The 17,903-nt window shown below is 60.9% G+C and carries 20 protein-coding genes and 1 pseudogene; 10 read left to right on the plus strand and 11 right to left on the minus strand.

Translation table 11 applies throughout. The features are described from left to right. Window positions 1–69 precede the first annotated feature (69 nt). The 3 genes from moaE to moaC are packed head-to-tail and all read right to left on the minus strand — an operon-like array spanning window position 70 to window position 1,237. The gene (gene moaE, locus BFC21_RS13115) at window positions 70–519 is read right to left on the minus strand and encodes a molybdopterin synthase catalytic subunit MoaE (protein WP_088378077.1); all 450 of its coding nucleotides are present in this window, start codon (window positions 517–519) and stop codon (window positions 70–72) included. 2 nt (window positions 520–521) lie between these two features. Beyond that, on the minus strand, window positions 522–767 hold the full coding sequence (locus tag BFC21_RS13120; RefSeq protein WP_088378078.1) for a MoaD/ThiS family protein: 246 nt from the start codon (window positions 765–767) through the stop codon (window positions 522–524). Continuing rightward, window positions 764–1,237, minus strand: coding sequence for a cyclic pyranopterin monophosphate synthase MoaC (gene moaC, locus BFC21_RS13125; RefSeq protein ID WP_016781871.1), 474 nt, complete (start codon window positions 1,235–1,237; stop codon window positions 764–766). The genes BFC21_RS13120 and moaC overlap by 4 nt, the downstream gene beginning before the upstream one ends. Before the next feature lie 146 nt (window positions 1,238–1,383). Between moaC and BFC21_RS13130 the strand changes: the two genes are divergently transcribed. Further along, window positions 1,384–1,830: a DMT family transporter gene (locus BFC21_RS13130; RefSeq protein ID WP_095004675.1), complete on the plus strand. Its 447-nt coding sequence runs from the start codon at window positions 1,384–1,386 to the stop codon at window positions 1,828–1,830. Here BFC21_RS13130 and BFC21_RS13135 read toward each other — a convergent pair. The 3 genes from BFC21_RS13135 to BFC21_RS27225 all read right to left on the minus strand — a co-directional run bounded on the left by BFC21_RS13135 (window position 1,819) and on the right by BFC21_RS27225 (window position 4,783). Continuing rightward, a complete protein-coding gene (locus tag BFC21_RS13135; RefSeq protein WP_088378080.1) occupies window positions 1,819–2,730 on the minus strand; it encodes a LysR family transcriptional regulator in 912 nt (303 codons plus the stop codon). The genes BFC21_RS13130 and BFC21_RS13135 overlap by 12 nt on opposite strands. A gap of 182 nt (window positions 2,731–2,912) precedes the next feature. Beyond that, window positions 2,913–4,307, minus strand: a complete 1,395-nt coding sequence (locus BFC21_RS13140) for a PhoH family protein (protein WP_088378081.1) — start codon at window positions 4,305–4,307, stop codon at window positions 2,913–2,915. A 260-nt stretch (window positions 4,308–4,567) separates the two neighbouring features. Next, complete coding sequence (locus BFC21_RS27225) at window positions 4,568–4,783, minus strand: hypothetical protein (protein WP_156883331.1); 216 nt, start codon at window positions 4,781–4,783, stop codon at window positions 4,568–4,570. Between the two features lie 66 nt (window positions 4,784–4,849). On the opposite strand from BFC21_RS27225, the pseudogene BFC21_RS27230 reads away from it, so the two are divergent. The 5 genes and pseudogenes from BFC21_RS27230 to BFC21_RS13160 all read left to right on the plus strand — a co-directional run bounded on the left by BFC21_RS27230 (window position 4,850) and on the right by BFC21_RS13160 (window position 7,957). Then, a pseudogene (locus BFC21_RS27230) lies at window positions 4,850–4,921 on the plus strand. Window positions 4,922–4,981: 60 nt separating this feature from the next. Beyond that, window positions 4,982–5,554 (plus strand): hypothetical protein, encoded by a 573-nt coding sequence (locus BFC21_RS27235; RefSeq protein WP_157700493.1) that lies wholly within the window; start codon window positions 4,982–4,984, stop codon window positions 5,552–5,554. A 269-nt stretch (window positions 5,555–5,823) separates the two neighbouring features. Further along, on the plus strand, window positions 5,824–6,603 hold the full coding sequence (gene yaaA / locus BFC21_RS13150; protein ID WP_120266206.1) for a peroxide stress protein YaaA: 780 nt from the start codon (window positions 5,824–5,826) through the stop codon (window positions 6,601–6,603). A gap of 57 nt (window positions 6,604–6,660) precedes the next feature. Further along, window positions 6,661–7,125 (plus strand): multidrug transporter, encoded by a 465-nt coding sequence (locus BFC21_RS13155; RefSeq protein WP_088378084.1) that lies wholly within the window; start codon window positions 6,661–6,663, stop codon window positions 7,123–7,125. 10 nt (window positions 7,126–7,135) lie between these two features. Continuing rightward, window positions 7,136–7,957, plus strand: coding sequence for an SDR family oxidoreductase (locus tag BFC21_RS13160; protein WP_120266207.1), 822 nt, complete (start codon window positions 7,136–7,138; stop codon window positions 7,955–7,957). Window positions 7,958–7,976: 19 nt separating this feature from the next. Here the strand turns inward: BFC21_RS13160 and BFC21_RS13165 are convergent, their stop codons facing one another. Beyond that, window positions 7,977–8,861, minus strand: coding sequence for a LysR family transcriptional regulator (locus BFC21_RS13165; protein ID WP_088378086.1), 885 nt, complete (start codon window positions 8,859–8,861; stop codon window positions 7,977–7,979). Between the two features lie 109 nt (window positions 8,862–8,970). On the opposite strand from BFC21_RS13165, the gene BFC21_RS13170 reads away from it, so the two are divergent. Both BFC21_RS13170 and BFC21_RS13175 read left to right on the plus strand, forming a co-directional pair. Further along, window positions 8,971–10,194: an MFS transporter gene (locus BFC21_RS13170; protein WP_088378087.1), complete on the plus strand. Its 1,224-nt coding sequence runs from the start codon at window positions 8,971–8,973 to the stop codon at window positions 10,192–10,194. A gap of 13 nt (window positions 10,195–10,207) precedes the next feature. After that, window positions 10,208–10,603, plus strand: coding sequence for a DUF4440 domain-containing protein (locus tag BFC21_RS13175; RefSeq protein ID WP_120266208.1), 396 nt, complete (start codon window positions 10,208–10,210; stop codon window positions 10,601–10,603). Between the two features lie 109 nt (window positions 10,604–10,712). Here BFC21_RS13175 and BFC21_RS13180 read toward each other — a convergent pair whose 3' ends face one another. Genes BFC21_RS13180 through BFC21_RS13195 form a run of 4 tightly spaced genes read right to left on the minus strand, consistent with a single transcriptional unit; the run spans window position 10,713 to window position 15,506 of the window. Then, complete coding sequence (locus BFC21_RS13180) at window positions 10,713–11,576, minus strand: HlyD family secretion protein (RefSeq protein ID WP_120266209.1); 864 nt, start codon at window positions 11,574–11,576, stop codon at window positions 10,713–10,715. Window positions 11,577–11,586: 10 nt separating this feature from the next. Next, window positions 11,587–11,787, minus strand: coding sequence for a DUF1656 domain-containing protein (locus tag BFC21_RS13185; protein ID WP_016781859.1), 201 nt, complete (start codon window positions 11,785–11,787; stop codon window positions 11,587–11,589). After that, entirely contained in the window at window positions 11,777–13,963 is a 2,187-nt protein-coding gene (locus BFC21_RS13190) for an FUSC family protein (protein ID WP_088378090.1), read from the minus strand. Before BFC21_RS13190 ends, BFC21_RS13185 begins: the two co-directional genes overlap by 11 nt. 31 nt (window positions 13,964–13,994) lie before the next feature. Continuing rightward, window positions 13,995–15,506, minus strand: coding sequence for an efflux transporter outer membrane subunit (locus BFC21_RS13195; RefSeq protein WP_095004685.1), 1,512 nt, complete (start codon window positions 15,504–15,506; stop codon window positions 13,995–13,997). A 222-nt stretch (window positions 15,507–15,728) separates the two neighbouring features. Here BFC21_RS13195 and BFC21_RS13200 point away from each other — a divergent pair, with 222 nt between their 5' ends. Together BFC21_RS13200 and BFC21_RS13205 are read left to right on the plus strand one after the other, a co-directional pair. Beyond that, complete coding sequence (locus BFC21_RS13200; protein ID WP_016781856.1) at window positions 15,729–16,661, plus strand: LysR family transcriptional regulator; 933 nt, start codon at window positions 15,729–15,731, stop codon at window positions 16,659–16,661. 169 nt (window positions 16,662–16,830) lie between these two features. Further along, window positions 16,831–17,820 (plus strand): D-glycerate dehydrogenase, encoded by a 990-nt coding sequence (locus BFC21_RS13205; RefSeq protein WP_095004686.1) that lies wholly within the window; start codon window positions 16,831–16,833, stop codon window positions 17,818–17,820. Window positions 17,821–17,903 lie beyond the last annotated feature (83 nt).

A 17,903-nucleotide genomic window follows, 5' to 3' on the forward strand; every position in this document is an offset into this window, starting at 1 on the left:
TCCCCGTTTGCCTGGTAGCCCGCGCTGCATTCATCGCGAGCAAGCCCGCTCCCACAGCCGTTCGCAGCCCTACCTCCAGCGCTGCGCTGCCACTTCATCGCTCACCCGCCCCTCCACCCAGCGCGGGCCGTCAGCGGTCTGTTCTTTCTTCCAGAACGGCGCGCGGGTTTTCAGGTAGTCCATCACAAACGCACAGGCATCGAATGCCGCCTGGCGATGGGCACTGGCCACCCCCACAAACACAATCGGCTCACCCGGCTCCAGTGCCCCCACACGGTGCAGCACTTCAAGCCCGAGCAATGGCCAACGCTGCCCCGCTTCGTCCACGATCTTGCCCAGGGCCTTTTCGGTCATGCCCGGATAATGCTCCAGAAACATCCCTGCCACGTCACGACCGTCATTGAAATCGCGCACATAACCGACAAAGCTCACCACCGCCCCCACGCCCAGGTTGGCGGCGTGCAATGCGTTGACTTCAGCGCCCGGGTCAAAGGCCGCCGTTTGCACCCGTATGGCCATGATCAGCCTCCGGTCACGGGCGGGAAAAACGCGACTTCGTCGCCGTCTGCCAACGCTTCGTCGAGCTTGCACAGCTCTTCATTGCGCGCGCACATCAGGTTGGGCTCGGCCAGCACCTGCCAGGCACCACCGCGTTGCGCCAGGTGCGCGCGCAACTGCTCAATGGAGGAAAAATCGCCTTCCACCGCTTCGCCGTCCAGCCCCAGGGCCTCACGATAGCGGGCAAAGAACATCACGTTGAGCTTCATGCCGGATCCGCCTGAAAGTGCCCGCTCTTGCCACCGAGTTTTTCCAGCACGCGCACGCTGTCGATGGTCATGCCGCGGTCGACCGCCTTGCACATGTCATAAATCGTCAGGGCCGCCACGCTGGCGGCAGTCAGGGCCTCCATCTCGACGCCGGTCTGCCCGGACAATTTGCAGCGCGCCACGATCAGCACGGCATCGTTGCCCTGGGCGGCGAGTTCAACCTTGACGCTGGTGAGCATCAGCGGATGACACAGCGGGATCAGGTCCGAGGTTTTTTTCGCCGCCTGGATCCCGGCGATCCGCGCCACGGCGAACACATCGCCCTTGGGATGGCCACCACTGATGATCATGTCCAGGGTTTCAGGGCGCATGCGCACCACGGCTTGTGCCACAGCTTCACGGGAGGTCACCGCTTTGTCGGTGACATCGACCATATTGGCGCGGCCTTGGGAATCTAAGTGAGTCAGCACAGGAAGGTACTCCAGACAGGAGCACCGATTGTAAACCCGAGGCTCGGCACAAGGCCATCGACCCCGCGAATACCGGGCATCAGGATATGGAATTGGCCGCCTGCAGGCTATCGCCGTACAAAGGTCGAAACTCTGGAGACGTGCTTATGCCATTTTTTATTGCCATTGCCCTCAGCCTGCTGGCGGGCGCCGCAGTGCCCCTGCAGGCGGGCAGCAATGCCCGCCTCGGTGTCGTGCTGGGCCATCCCTTTTGGGCCACCGTGGTCTCACTGCTGATCAGCAGCCTGGCAATTGCGCTGGTGATGCTGGTCGTCAAAGTGCCTCGCCCCAACCTCGCGGCCCTGGCCAGCGGGCCGTGGTGGATCTGGCTCGGTGGGCTGGCCGGGGTGTTTTACATCACCGTGGCGCTGGTCAGCGTGCCACGCCTGGGCGCGCTGAATTTCATCATGGCAGTGGTAGTGGGCCAGTTGCTTGTCTCGCTGCTGATTGATTACTTCGGCTTGCTGGGTTTACCGAAAAACATGCCCAGTTTGCAAAAACTGCTGGGGGTCAGCGTGGTGCTGGCGGGTTTTGTGATTGCCTCACGGGGCTAATGGCGCACTCACCTGGCGCACCCGATCACGCAGCCAGCGATGGGCCGGGTCTTCGTTGAACCGCGGATGCCAGACCTGCACATAGTTGAACGGCGCCACGCTCATGGGCGGCGCCAGCGCGATCAGCGAATCACCGAATGACAGGTTGTCCAGGGTACGGGTGGCCACGGTGAGGATCAGGTCAGTGCCGGCAATCATCCCCGGGGCCGTGCCCCAGTGCGGGACATTGACCGCCACCCGGCGCTGCAACCCTTGAGCGCGCAATACGTTATCCACTTCGCCCTGGGTGTTGCCATCCGTCGACACCAGCAGGTGCGGACGGGCCAGGTAGCTGTCCAGGTCAAGCACGCCATTGTCCGGCAGCGAATGACGATTGAGCAGGCAGGTGAAGGTTTCTTCAAACAGCACATCGCTGCAGATATCCGCCGGCAGCGTGGGAAAAACGCCCACGGCCAGATCGATCTTGCCCTGCTCGACCTGCTCCAGCATGCCCAAACGGCTGTCCTGGGTGACGACCAGCGAGGTGTCCGGGGCCAGTTTGCGCAGTTGCACCAACAATTTGGGTAACACAATGGCCGCGCCATAATCGGACATGGCCAGGCGAAAGGTGCGCTGTGAGTTTGCCGGCACAAAGTCGATGGACTGGCCAAACAGCGTTTCGACCTGCCCCAGAATGGCCTTGAGTGGCGCCTGGAGATTTTGCGCCAGGGCGCTGAGCACCACCTCGTTGCCCTGGCGAATCAGCAACGGATCGTCCAGCAGCAACCTGAGCTTGTTCAGTGAGTGGCTGATGGCCGGCTGGCTCAAATGCAAGCGAACACCGGTGCGGGTTACGTGTTTTTCCGTGAGCAGCGCATCGAGCACCACCAGCAGATTCAAATCGATATTACGCAGTAACACCTGACGCTCCTGTCTTGACCCACTCCAGGGCAGCGCTGCATTGCCCGGCGCGCCACCGCCGACAGCTTACCTGAAGCCAAAACAGCCGTGGGAGCGGGCTTGCTCGCGATAAAGCCGACGCGGTATCCCGGAGACACCGCGCCGCTTTCATCGCGAGCAAGCCCGCTCCCACAGTCAATGGGTTACAAATGCGATTCGGCGTATTCGGCCAGAATCGAGCGAGGCACCCCTTGCAGCGCGATATGCACGCCGTTGGGGAAGTCTTTGAAACGCTCCGTCAGGTAGGTCAACCCCGAGCTGGTGGCTGACAGGTAAGGGGTATCGATCTGTGCCAGGTTGCCCAGGCACACCACTTTGGAACCGGCACCGGCACGGGTGATGATGGTTTTCATCTGGTGCGGTGTGAGGTTTTGACACTCATCGATCAGGATCAGGCTCTGCTGGAAGCTGCGACCGCGGATGTAGTTCAGGGATTTGAACTGCAACGGCACCTTGCTCAGGATGTAGTCGACGCTGCCGTGGGTGTTTTCGTCATCCATATGCAGGGCTTCAAGGTTATCGGTGATGGCCCCCAGCCAAGGCTCCATTTTCTCGGCTTCGGTGCCCGGCAAGAAGCCGATTTCCTGGTCCAGGCCCTGCACGCTGCGGGTACAGATAATGCGCCGGTAGCGCTTGCTGACCATGGTTTGTTCGATTGCCGCCGCCAGTGCCAGAATGGTTTTACCCGAACCCGCCGCACCCGACAGGTTAACCAGGTGAATGTCCGGGTCGAGCAAGGCAAACAGCGCCAGGCCCTGGTAAATATCCCGGGGCTTGAGCCCCCAGGCCTCCTGGTGCAGGAGCGGTTCCTGGTGCATGTCGAGGATCAGCAACTGGTCCTTGCGCACCTCCTTGATCCAGCCGACAAAGCCCTGCTCATCAATGATGAATTCATTGATATGCACCGCCGGCAGGTTTTCGTTCATTTGCACCTGGTGCCAGGTACGCCCGTGCCCCTGGCGGGTCTCGACCTTGTTGACCCTATCCCAGAACGAACCGGTCATGGTGTGATAGCCACGCGACAGCATCGACACGTCATCCACCAGCTGGTCGGTGCTGTAGTCCTCGGACTCGATCCCGCAGGCCCGGGCTTTGAGGCGCATGTTGATGTCTTTGGTCACCAGCACCACGCGCAACTTCGGCTCACGCGCGTGCAAGTCAATCAACTGGTTGATGATGATGTTGTCGTTGAGGTTTTCGGGCAGCAGCGCGTTGGGTTCGCGACGCTTGCTCATCATGATCGACAGGTAGCCCTTGGGCGCGCCTTTGCCGCGCTGGATCGGTACGCCCTTTTCGACGTCTTCGGGGGTCGCAACCCCCAGCAACTGGTCAATCAGGCGGATAGCCTGACGACATTCGGCCGCCACCAGCAATTTGCCGGTTTTGAGCTTGTCGAGCTCTTCGAGCACCGTCATGGGGATCGCGACGTGGTGTTCCTCGAAGTTAAGCATTGCGTTTGGATCGTGAATCAGAACATTGGTATCGAGTACATAAAGGATTGGCTGGTTGGAAGAAGGAGTGCGTCCGTGATCATCCATACTCGGTCACCTTTGTGGGAGCCATTCGACGCAATACCGCAACAGTGCTGCGCCTCGAAGTGACTGCCGTATGCCCTGCCCGATGGGGTCCTGGAAGACGCCACCTGTGTCGCAGGTTTCGGCCGTCTGTCTTCGTAATACTCCTAAACGTGTGACAAAAAAAAGCTTTTTTGTCGTTTGGCGACTTTATTTTTTTGAGTGACGAATAGCCTTGGCGGATGACCAAAGCACAGCTAGAGTCAGGTATTAACCCCATGTTTCTACAGCACTTCGCAGTCTTCCCAACCCAGACCACTTTGCGCCGTCGCCTTGAGCAACCAGGGCAATGCGCCGCGCACCTTGTCCTGGGTATCATGAAACTTGATTACCCCGTGGCGCCACAACAGCATCAGGGTCAGCACCCGCTGGGCTGACTGCTCGGCACTCAGGTTGGCCGCCATGTCCTGGGCATCGATATCCCACAGCGACACCTGCATGCCCTGGCCCTGGAAAAAAACGCCGCTATCTGCCCGACGTTGCCCATAGGGCGGACGGAACTGGGCGAGGTAGTTGTGCGGCAAAACCTGTTTGACCAAGGCCACGCTGCGCAGGATCGAGTCCTGCCAGGCTTGCCAGTGACTGTGGGAGCGATATTCCCAGCCCTGCACGCCCACGCACTGGCCCTTGTACAGCGCTTGCAGCTCCCGCTCGCCGCCCTTGTCCAGGCGCACCTGCACACTGTTGCCCAGCACAAAGAACTGGCCGCTGATGGACTGTTTGCGCAAATAGTCGGTGAGCCAGTCGGTGGTGCCCGGCACCTGGCTGGGGCCGCTGTCGAAGGTCAGCAGAAACAGCCGGTCATGCATGCCCTCGCCGTTACGCTCCTGCTCGCCGAACAGCTCGATTTCGCTGCTGATTTGCGGGAACAGGGCGGCCTTGCGCAGCTGCTCATCCAGATAGCGCTGATGAAATTCGCCGCTGGGTTCGGCCCAGGCAACATAAAACGAATCGTCGGCGATGGCGAACTTGCCCGCCTGTTCACGCAGACTGTCCATGCTGTCGACGTAATAGCAAAACGAAGCGTCCTGGTCACAGCTCTGCTGGGCAATGTTGTAGTTGCTCAACAGCTGCTGCCACATCCGCTTGCGCACGGTATCGATGGCATCCGGATTGATGGTCTTCAGGCCCAGGCGCTGCTTGAGTACGCTTTCATCCAGTGCTTCGCTGGCCAGCAAGGCATGGGCGAAGGCCAGGATTTCAGCGCGTGAGGCCACATCGAACAGGGCCGGGCTGGTGAGTTGCTCGGGCCAGGTGCCGCGATCCAGCGTCGCCGCTTCATTGGGCGCCGCAGTTGCCCCCAGGCACATCAGCCAGGCCGAGAAAAAAACAGCAATGCGCACAAATTCATCTCCTTGTGAAAACTGGCTGCACTATAACCCCGCTCCCACACGTCGTGGTGCGCGCATCTATTGGCGTCATAGGTGGAGTCAAACCGCCCAACCCCCTAGAATCCCCCGACGCTAAAAGGAGACGACCCATGCTGATGGTGATTTCACCCGCCAAAACCCTCGATTACGAAACGCCGCCGGCCACTGCGCGTTTCACCCAGCCGCAGTACCTGGACCATTCCCAGGAACTGATCGAGCAATTGCGCGAACTGAGCCCGCAACAGATTGGCGAGCTGATGCATTTGTCCGACAAGCTGTCGGGCCTAAACGCAGCGCGTTTTGGCAGCTGGACGCCCGCGTTCACCCCTGAAAATGCCAAGCAGGCACTGCTGGCCTTCAAGGGCGATGTGTACACCGGTCTCAACGCCGTGGACTTCAACGAAGCGGATTTCGACTACGCGCAAAACCATCTGCGCATGCTTTCGGGCCTGTACGGTCTGCTGCGCCCGCTGGACCTGATGATGCCGTATCGCCTGGAGATGGGCACCAAGCTGGCCAATGCCCGGGGCAAGGACCTGTATGCGTTCTGGGGCACCCAAATCAGCGAATGGCTCAATCAGGCGCTGGCCGAGCAAGGCGATGACGTCTTGCTCAACCTGGCGTCCAACGAATACTTCAGCGCAGTGAAAAAAACGGCCCTGAACGCGCGCATCATCAATACCGAATTCAAGGACCTGAAAAACGGCCAGCACAAAATCATCAGCTTCTATGCGAAAAAAGCCCGCGGCATGATGAGCCGGTTTGTGATCAAGGAGCGCATCAACAACCCCGAGCATCTCAAGCAGTTCGATGCCCAGGGTTATCGCTTCAGCGCCGAACAGTCGAAGCCGGATTTGCTGGTGTTTTTGCGCGACCACGCCGCGCAGTGACAGCGCTGCATGCCTCATGCTGGTAAGTTATAGGTATTCCCTGCCAGAGGCGCGGCCATGTTCATCGGCGTATTACTGATCATCACCTGGCTTGTCCTGTTGCTGCGCTACCCGGCCAAGGCCTTGCCGGTTTCGCTGGCCGCCGTGCTGGGGCTGGCAATCGTGGCAGCGTCGGTGGCGTGGCTGGACAGTCGCGAAGCGGCGCAGCTGGCACGCCTGGAGCTGCGCATCGTCTATGACCCCGCGCAGTGCCCGGCAGACCGCCCGCTGCAACTGACCCTGCAAAACCACAATGACGTGCCGCTGGTCGAGCTAGGCTGGCGCGTCGCCGCCTATGCACCCGGCGACACGGTCAACCTGGCCGACAACCTCTACACGGCCCCGCGCTACCGCGGCCCCGGCGAACTGCAAGCCGGAGCCATCTGGCAGGACTGCCTGCCAATGCCGCCGCTGCGCGCCGGTTATCGCCCGCAAACCCTCGAGTTTCGCGCCGAACGCCTGCAAGGCAGTTTTTCCAATTAAGGATGTTCCCATGCGTGTTTTGATCAGCGGTTGTTCCAGCGGTATTGGCCGCGCCCTGGCCGATGCCTTCAAGGCGGCCGGGCATGACGTGTGGGCCTGCGCCCGCAAACCTGACGATGTGGCGCGATTGGCGACGGCAGGGTTCAACGCCGTGCAACTGGACGTGAACGACCCGCTGGCGTTGACGCATCTGGCCGGGCAACTGGAGCACGCAGGCGGCGGGCTGGATGTGCTGATCAATAACGCCGGCTACGGCGCGATGGGGCCGTTGCTCGATGGCGGCGTCAAGGGTATGCACCAGCAGTTTGAAACCAATGTATTTTCCATCGTCGGCGTTACCCGCGCGCTGTTCCCGGCGCTGCGCCGCAACCAGGGGCTGGTGGTCAATATCGGCAGTGTTTCCGGCGTGCTGGTCACCCCGTTTGCCGGTGCCTACTGCGCCTCCAAAGCTGCAGTACATGCCTTGAGCGATGCCCTGCGCATGGAGCTGGCGCCTTTTGCCATTGGCGTGCTGGAGGTGCAGCCCGGCGCCATCGACACCCACTTCGCCAACAACGCCAGTGCCCAGGCCGAACAGTTGATCGCTGAGCACTCCGCCTGGTGGCCCATGCGCGACGGTATTCGCGCCAGGGCCAGGGCCTCGCAGGACAATCCCACACCGGCCACTGCCTTTGCCGACGCGGTGTTTAAGGCCGTGGTCAAACCCAAACCCCCGAGGCTGCTGCGCTACGGCAATGGCAGCCGCGCCCTGCCGCTGCTGGCTGCGCTGGTGCCCGGCGCACTGCTGGAAAAAATCCTGATGAAACGGTTTGGCCTCAATACCCGAATCTGAGGCCTCCCACAGGGTCTGCTCAGGCATGACTTTTCATAAAATCGATAAACACCCGCACCTTCAGTGGCAAATGCCGTGTATCGGGGTATAGCGCGTACACCCCCTGGCGGGTCAGTTGCCACTCGGGCAGCAGCCGCACCAGTCGCCCGGCCTGCAAGTCATCCTCGATCAACCAGTCCGGCAAGATCGCCACACCCTGCCCCGTCAGCGCAAACGCCTGCAAGACCGATGAGTTGTCCGCCTTGATCCGCGCCAACGCAGGGTTGGGCTGGTAGGGCCTGTTTACACCGCTACACACCTCGGTGATGCTCAATTCTCCCACCCGCCCATGCTCCAGCCACGGCGTTTGCTCAAGGGCTTGCACGCTGTTGATCGGCGCCACACGGGCAACGAATGCCGGTGAGGCCACCGGCAGAATCTCGAAGGTACTCAACTGTACGGCACGATGGCTGGAGTCGAGCACCCGCCCCAGACGCAACGCCACATCAAAACGCTCGGAAATCAGATCAGCGTGGGTCGAAGAGGTCGACAGCTGGATATTCAGGTCAGGGTGCAAGGCGCGGAACAGTTCCAGCGCCGGCACCACTTTGGCCAGCGCATATTCCACCGTGGTCGTGATGCGCAATGTGCCCTTGAGCTCAGTGTGCTCGCTGCGCGCCTGGTCAATCGCCAGCCGGGCCGCTTCCAGCATGCCCACGCAATGCACATAAAAACGCTCCCCCGCTTCAGTCAGCGCCAGCCGCCGGGTGTTACGCGTGAGCAGGGTCACACCCAGCTCAGCCTCGAGGCGCTTGATATTGAAGCTGACCACAGCCCGGGTTTGCCCCAGCAAATCGGCCGCTGCGGTAAGGGAACCGGCTTCGACCACGGCCTTGAAGGTGTCGAATCGATCGAGGCTGACCATGAATAAACCCGTAGATTGTCAAAATATTTTTGACAATCTAGCAGCCGGTGGACGGTTCCTCCACCGGCAAAATCTGCTTACTGTGCGCTCTCCTGACTGGGAGCCAATCATGGCCTACCGCAACAAGATCGCACTGGTGTATTTGCTGGGCTTTGCCCTGGATCTGGTGAACATGTTCGCCGCCGCCATTGCCTACCCCGCTATCAGCCAGGAGCTACAGGCTTCGGTTACGCAGCTGGCGTGGATCGGCAATGCCTATATGCTCGGCCTGACCCTGATCATTTTACCCAGCGTGTGGCTGGCAGCCGTGTTCGGCGAAAAGCGCCTGATCCTGGCCTCACTGCTGATGTTCAGCGTGGCGTCATGGTGCGTGGCGCAGTCGGCGACCATTGAAGCCCTGATTGGCTGGCGTCTGCTGCAGGGGCTGGCGGGCGGCTTGTTGATTCCGGTGGGGCAAGCCCTGGTGTATCAACACTTTCCCGTGCGGGAACGGGCACGCCTGACTTCGGTGATCTTGCTGGTCGCGCTGCTGGTGCCCGCATTGTCGCCAGCCGTAGGCGGTTGGGTGGTCCAGGCAGGGTCGTGGCGCTGGGTGTTTTACGCCAATCTGCCACTGGCCCTGCTTGCCCTGCTGCTGGCCGCTTGCTGGCTTGCCTCGCAACCCCGCCCTGCTTCGCGCCCTGCGCTGAGTTATCAACGCGTGGCGGCGGGCGCCCGGAAAATGGCGAGCTTGCTCAAAAGCCCGCTGCTGCGCGTCGCCATGCTGACCTATCTGTTTATTCCCGGAATTTTTATCGGCACCCAACTGGTGAGCATTCTGTATCTGCATCAACTGGGTTTGAGCCCTGCGCAAACGGGCGCACTGATGTTGCCCTGGGCGCTGGCATCGGCACTGGGCATCAGTTTGAGCCGTTACCAATTCAACCGTCTGGGGCCAAAGCCGCTGCTGGTACTGGGCATGACAGCTCAAGCCCTTGGCATCGGTCTACTGACCCGTATTGATACTCCCGACACATGGTTGCCAATTGCCCTGTATGGGCTGATGGGCTTTGGTGGCAGCCTGTGCAGCAGCACTGCGCAAAACACCGCTTTTATCGATATCACGCCCGAGCATATGGGCCATGCCAGCGCGCTGTGGAACATCAACCGGCAGTTGAGTTTCCTGCTCGGCCCGGCCCTGATGATGGCCCTATATGGCGCATTGACCTCAATCACCTCGACGCCCCACGCCTTTGCCCTATGCTTTGCCATCGGTTGTGCGTTGACGCTGGTACCGCTGGTTCCTGTTCTACGCCTTGATACATCCCGCGTGCTGGCCTTGCTCGCACCCTGACCTGGAGATTGTGATGAGTGACTACAAGCGCTACTTCGACCTGGTAAGCGAAACCCACGTCGAGATTGAAGGCTGGTTTTCCGGCCTGGAACCCGGCGTGTTGCCGGTATTGCTGGCGCGTTTTTCGCCGCAATTTTCTATGATCGCCCCCAATGGCAACGAGCTGGACGTCAACGGCGTGGAAGTGTTGTTTGAACAACTGCGCGGTGCGCGCCCGGGCTTGAACATCACCCTCAGCGAGTTCAAGGGCATTGCCCTGCACGCAGGCGGTGCCGTGGTCAGCTACCGCGAACTGCAGGAAGAGCATAACGGTAACCGCACTGATCGGCGCGCTACCGTGGTGTTTGAAATAGACGCCAGCGGCAAGGTGCTGTGGCGTCATTTGCATGAGACGTTTTGCGCAGCTTGAACCCCGGCCTAGCTCTTGTGGGAGCGGGCTTGCTCGCGATGCCGTCACTGCGGTGTTTCAGTTAAACCGCGTCGTGGCCATCGTGGGCAAACCCGCCCCCACATTAACTTTACTCGGCCTTGCCCTGATCCACGATCACCGTACAGGTCGTACCGGCTGCCAGCAGGAAGCCATCGGGGATTTCGTCGATGTGGATGCGCACCGGCACCCGCTGGGCCAGACGCACCCAGTTGAACGTCGGGTTAACGTCAGCCACCAGCTCACGGCTCTCAGGGTTATCGCGGTCGTAGATACCCCGCGAGATACTTTCCACATGGCCCTTCAGTACTTCACCGCTCATCATTTGCAGGTCAGCTTTGTCGCCCACGCGGATATGCGGCAATTTGGTCTCTTCAAAAAAGCCATACACCCAGAACGAATCCTCGTCGATCACGGCCATTTTCGGATCGCCCACCCGGGCATAGTCACCGCGATGCACATTGAGGTTGGTCACGTAGCCATCGACCGTGGCCAGTACCTTGGTGCGCTTGAGATTCAGCTGCGCCGCGTCCAGTTGCGCCAGGGCGTGCTGATAGTCGGCCAGGGCCGAGTCGGCAATGTTGCTGGCGTCGTCACGGTTCTCGCGGGAGATCACCAGGCTGTCCATGTCGGCCCGACGATGGGCGTTGACCTTGCGCATTTCCCAGGTCGCCTTGCGGGAGGCCACCAGCGACTGGGCCTGCTTGACCATGATTTCGTAGTGTTCAGGGTCGATTTCCAGCAGCACATCGCCCTTTTTCACCCTTTGGTTGTCCTTGACCGGCACCCCGACCACATAGCCGTTGACGTCGGCCGCGACGTTGATGATATCGGCCCGCACCCGTCCATCACGGGTCCACGGGGTGTTCATGTAATGTTCCCACAGGGTTCGGCCGATCCATATCGCAAGGGCCAAAACCAGCAAGGTGGCAAGCAGGCTGAAGAACTTTTTCATCGGATCGGTCTCAACGGTAAACAGTGAGCGCCATAGCGCCAAAAAGACAAGCAAACAGGCTCAGGCGCAGCAGCGCCGGGTGCCAGAAGAAGCGGTACAGGTCGTAGCCGGAAAACAGTCGGTCAAAGCCCCATGCCAACCCCGCCGCGATAAAAAACATCAGGGTCATGGTGGGCATGTAGACGCCGTGGAAGGCGATTTCACGAGGCATGTTCTAGTCCTTGCGGCTGGGCATAAGCGGCCAGCGGCGATTGCGGGTCGAGCAGTGATGTACGGATAAAATGCAGGTAGCTTTGCACCCGCACCAGCGCCGAGGTGTCGAAGTTGCGGGCAAAGGGTTCGTCGGTGGACTGCACGCGGCTGATGGCGTGATCGACGGCAATCAACGCGCGCTCCAGGTTGCTTTCGCTGGGGGCGATAAACAGGCGCACCAGCGCCCGGCCCATGACCCGGATGGCCTGGCGCCACGGCTGGACTTCGGCATACGCGGGGTGCACCGGCAAAATCGCCTGTTCCTTGCGCAGCTCGATAATGGCGTGACCGACTTCCAGCACCACAAACATCCAGCGCAGCAATTGGCGTTGTACCTGCGGCTTGCCAGCCGCCAGGCCGTAAGCCTGGTGCATCAGGTCGCGGGTGCGGCTTTCCAGGCTGGAACTCAGGCCGCGCAGTTTGCCGCTGATGGCGTATACCACCTGCTCACGCAAGTCCTGCTCCAGGCGGCTCCACAACCAGCGGCTGTTGGGCGGCAGGATAATCGCACCGGCAGCGGCACACACCAGCATGCCCATGACCATCGCGATGTAGTCGTTGATGAACTGATACGGGTTGTAGATCGTCAGGTTGTCGGGCACCGAGCCGGTGCTGAAAAAGATCAGCAAGCCCAGGCCGACACCGGCGTAGTTGGCCCGCGAGGTAAGGAACGAACCGAGCACGATCACCGGCGCCAGCACCAGGCACAACAGCGGGAAGCCGTCGATATGGGGCAGTACGAAGAACATTTCGACAAAACCGATCAACGCACCCAGAAAGGTCCCGCAAGCCATCTGGAAAGCCATGCGCTTGGGGTTGGGCGTGGCTGCCGACAAGCCCACGGTGGCGGCGGCGATCAGGGTCATCATCGCGCCGCTGGGCCAGGCGGTCATCACCCAGTAGGTACCGAGCACAGCCAGGATAAACGCTGCCCGAATCCCGGAAGCGGCCGCCGACCACCAGTTGGTCTGGGAAATAAACGGTTGGTCCCAGCGCTCCCGTTCGTGAGTGTGGTCGGCCAGCGAGGCGTGGGTCAGCGCGTAGTTGTGCAGGTCGTCCACAAAGCGGAACAGCAGCTCGTAGGCGGTGTTGAAGTCGAGGAAGTCCGACGGGCTGGGCTCGCTTTCCAGGAACTTGACCCGCAACGCACGCACATGGCCCGGCAGGCTGGCCTTGAAGGCATCCAGTTGCTCGGCGAGCACGACGGCGTCCTTGTCCGTCAGCGGGCGACCGGTGTAGGTGTCGAGCAACTGCGCGAGTATTTCCAGCTCCGGCTCGATGGCCGACACCACATCAACCACACCACGGCTGCGCAAACGTGCCAGCAACTGGTGCAAGGCGTTGAAGCGCGTGGTGATGGCCATGAACTCGCTGTTCAGGCGGCTCAGGCGGCCGCTGCGACGACGCATGTGCGGGTCTTCGAACACGGTCACGCTGCGCATGCCTTCCAGGCCTACGCTTTCACCGATAAAGCGCACGTTGCTGGCCTCATAGGCCTCCTGGGAGGACTGGCCGCGCAGGCCTTCGGCAACAAAACCGGCAAATACGCCAAAGCGTTTGTACAGCGCGTCATGCATTGCCGCGCCAGCGGTTTTCGGCAGGATGGCAGCGCTGACCACGGTGGAGCAGAGAATGCCCAGCGAGATTTCCAGCACCCGCCACACCGCAGCCATAAAGGCGCCATCGGGGTGCGCCAGGGCAGGCAGGCCGACCATAGCCGCGGTGTAACCGGCCAGGACAAAGCCATAGGCGCGAAAGTTGCGGCAGCGGGCCGCACCGGCGGAGCAGATGCCCACCCAGATAGCCATCGCACCGAGAAACAGCACGGTGTTCTGCGCAAACAGGGCGATCAGCGCCACCATCACCGCCGAGCCGGTCAGGGTGCCCAAAAACCGGTAAAAGCTTTTGGCGAACACCTGGCCGCTTTGCGGTTGCATCACGATAAACACGGTGATCATGGCGGTGCGCGGTTGCGGCAGCTCAAGGCGCATGGCCAGCCACAGGGTCAGGAAGGCGGCGACCAGCACTTTGAAAATATGCACCCAGGTCACGCCATCACTGCGTGCCCAGTCAAAAAAGCCACGGCGCCATTCCAGGGAATACAGCCAGCGTACCGGGGCGGGCAAGTGGTTCATCTACAGGCTCTCAAAATTAGCCATCGGGGGTTTAGTGGTTGAACAGCGCCATGACGGCCGGCGGTTTGTCGGGCACATAGCGATTGTCTTTCGGCACATCGTTGCCAGCGCCCAGACCACCACCCAGCGCCGTCACCAGCTCGGCATGGGCACTCAGGCGGGCGGCCTGGACCTGTTGCTGGATCTGCTGCTGCTTGAACAGCAGGGTTTGTGCATTGAGCACATTGAGGTAGTCGGTCAGGCCGCGCTGGAAGGCGACCACGGCGATGTCATAGGTTTTTTGCGCGGCCTGCACCGACTCGGCGGCGAAGACCTGCTGTTTTTCCATCGACTCGCGCTTGATCAACTGATCGGAAATGCCCTTGAGCGCAGTCACCAACGTCTGGTTGTACTTGGCCACGGCCATGTCATAGCCGCCGGAGGCCACACCCAGCTCCGAGCGCAGGCGACCGCCATCGAAGATCGGCAGGGAAATCGCCGGGCCGACGTTGTAGTTGAGCTTTTTGCCGGTCAGGAAACCCAGCGCGCTGCCACCGGTGGCCATAAAGCCGATGCTGCCCACCAGGTCCACATTGGGGTAGAACCCGGCGTGCGCCACATCAATGCCCCGGGCCTGCGCTGCCACTTCCCAGCGGCTGGCGACCACGTCCGGGCGTTGCCCCAGCAACTCAGCAGGAAGGCTCGACGGCAGTTTCAGCGCCGTGGCCAGCGCCAGGGTCGGACGCTTGAGGCGTGCGCCCTCGCCCGGGCCTTTGCCGGCCAGCGCGGCCAACTGGTTGCGGGTCAGGGCGATCTCTTCTTCCTGGGCATCGATCTGGCGATGAATCTCGGGCAGCGGCGCTTGCGCCTGGCTGACTTCAAAATGGGTACCGATGCCACCGTCCAGACGCTTTTGCGCCAGGTCGAGAATCTGCTCTTGCTGGTGCAGGGTCGACTCGACGATATCGAGCTGGGCGTAATGCAGCGACAGCTGGATATAGGCGCGGATCACGTTGTTCTGCAGTTCGAGCTGGGCCTGGCGACCTTCGGCAACACTCATGTGCGCCATGTCCACGGCCTGCTCGCTGGCATTGCTTTCGCGCCCCCACAGGTCCAGGGCAAAGCTGAAGCCCAATGCGGCGTTGTTGTCCCAGGTCGTGGAGTTGTCCAGCGCACCCGGGCCATAGAATTGGTCCGATGGCCAGTTGTGCCGCTTGAGGGTCGACTCACCATTGATTTGCAGCGACTCGGCCGACTCGGCAACCCCGGCCAGCGCCCGGGCTTGACGCACACGGGCTGCAGCCATTGCCATCGTTGGGCTACCCTGTACGGCAAGGCTGATCCACTCATCCAGTTGCGGGTCGCCATAAGCGTGCCACCATTGGGCTTTGGGCCAGTTTGCGTCTTTCGCGGCGCTTTGAATCGCCTCGTCGGTGGCCAGGGCATTGGCGGGAAGCATGCTGCCCTTGGGCGCAATGCCACCAAAACCGATGCAGCCGTTTAATGCTAACGATAAAGCCAGAACACTGAGGGCTTTGAGCTCTCTGCTGATGCGACGCTGCACTGCTGCAAATTCCTGAAAGGAGGGAGGATGAGGCTTGAGATAGAGAAGTCTATGACTTGGCAGGCACAACGATAAGCGGGCATAAATGTGAATCTTTATTACCGTTTTTGGGGTAATCCGTTGGTCGAATGAAAAGCGTCCTGTAAAGCCTGAAACTTCATGTCACAATTTGTTGCTGTGTAATTGGTTGCTGTCCCCTCTATCGCCCCTTGAGAGCACTTCATGGACACTTTGCAAAACATGCGCGCCTTCAGTTGTGTGGCCGAAGCCGGAAGTTTCACGGCCGCTGCCGCCATGCTGGACACCACCACGGCCAACGTCTCGCGCGCGGTCTCCAACCTTGAGGCCCACCTGCAAACACGCCTGCTTAACCGCACCACTCGCCGCATTGCCCTGACCGAAGCCGGCAAACGCTATTTGCTGCGCTGCGAGCAAATCCTGGCTTATGTCGAAGAAGCCGAAGCCGAGGCCAGCGACGCCCACTCGCGCCCCGCCGGGCAACTGAAAGTGCACACCATGACCGGCATCGGCCAGCACTTTGTAATCGACGCCATTGCCCGTTACCGCAAGGCCCACCCGGATGTGACCTTCGACCTGACCCTGGCCAACCGCGTGCCGGACCTGCTCAACGAAGGCTACGACGTGTCCATCGTGCTGGCCAGCGAACTGCCGGACTCGGGTTTTGTGTCCCAGCGCCTGGGTATCACCTACAGCATCGTCTGTGCATCGCCTGCTTATGTGAAAGCCAACGGCACCGCCACCAAGCCCAGTGATCTGCTCAACCATTCCTGCCTGCGCCTGGTTAGCCCGGTGATTGCCCTGGACAAATGGGTGTTCGAAGGCCCGGAAGGTCAGGAAATGGTGCTGATCAATTCTTCGCCGTTTCTGGTCAACTCGGCCGACGCGATGAAAACCGCCATCACCAGCGGCATGGGCGTCGGCGTGCTGCCGGTGTACGCCGCCATCGAAGGCCTGCGCAACGGCACGCTGGTGCGCATGCTGCCCAAGTACCGCTCGCAGGAACTGAATCTGTACGCCATCTACCCGTCGCGCCAGTACCTGGATGCCAAGATCAAGACCTGGGTCGAATACCTGAAAAGCTCGTTGCCGGAAATTCTGGCGGCGCACCAGACTGAGCTGGCCACCTATAGCTGATGCGATTTGGTGGGAGCGGGCTTGCTCGCGATGGCTACGACGCGGTGTATCTGCCACACCCCGGCGATCCAGTCGCGAGCAAGCCCGCTCCCACAGGTCAAGGATTGGCAGCGGGCGGGTGAGAATGTTAGCGTGCTTACATTCCCGCCAGCCGATGAGCCTTGTTCCGATGAGCACTTCCAGCGCCAAGAAAACCGTACTTGCCTTCAGCCGCGTCACCCCCGAGATGATCGAGCGCCTGCAACAGGATTTCAACGTCATCGCGCCCAACCCCAAGCTGGGTGATATCAATGCCCAGTTCGAGGAGGCGCTGCCCCACGCCCACGGCCTGATCGGTGTCGGCCGCAAACTGGGGCGCAAGCAACTGGAAAATGCCCGGCAACTGGAGGTCGTCTCCAGCGTCTCGGTGGGTTACGACAACTACGATGTCGACTACTTCAACGAACGCGGCATCATGCTTACCAATACCCCGGACGTGCTGACCGAAAGCACCGCCGACCTGGGTTTTACCCTGATCATGAGCAGCGCCCGCCGCGTCGCCGAGCTGGACGCCTGGACCAAGGCCGGCCAATGGCAAGCCAGCGTGCCGCCAGCCCTGTTCGGCAGCGATGTGTACGGCAAGACCCTGGGCATTGTCGGCATGGGTAATATCGGCGCAGCCGTTGCCCGTCGTGGTCGCCTGGGTTTCAACATGCCCATCCTGTACAGCGGCAACAGCCGCAAGGCTGCACTTGAACAGGAACTGGGCGCACAATTTCGCAGCCTCGACCAGTTGCTGGCCGAAGCGGACTTCGTGTGTCTGGTGGTGCCATTGAGCGAGAAAACCCGGCACCTGATCAGCCAGCGCGAACTCAAGCTGATGAAGCCGAGCGCTATTCTGGTGAATATCTCCCGTGGCCCGGTGGTCGACGAACCAGCACTGATCGAAGCCCTGCAAAACGGCACCATTCGCGGCGCCGGTCTGGATGTTTACGAGAAAGAACCGCTGAGCGAGTCACCACTGTTCGCGCTGAAAAACGCCGTGACCCTGCCCCATATCGGCTCGGCCACCCACGAAACCCGCGAGGCGATGGCCAACCGCGCCCTGGCCAACCTGCGCAGCGCCCTGCTCGGCGAACGCCCGCAAGACCTGGTCAACCCGCAGGTTTTTAAAGGCTGACGCAAGGCCTGTTGTGGGAGCGGGCTTGCTCGCGACTGGATCGCCGAGGTGCGACTGATACACCGCGTCGCTGCCATCGCGAG

The organism is Pseudomonas sp. TMW 2.1634 (assembly GCF_001703595.1).
Lineage (GTDB): Bacteria > Pseudomonadota > Gammaproteobacteria > Pseudomonadales > Pseudomonadaceae > Aquipseudomonas > Aquipseudomonas fragi.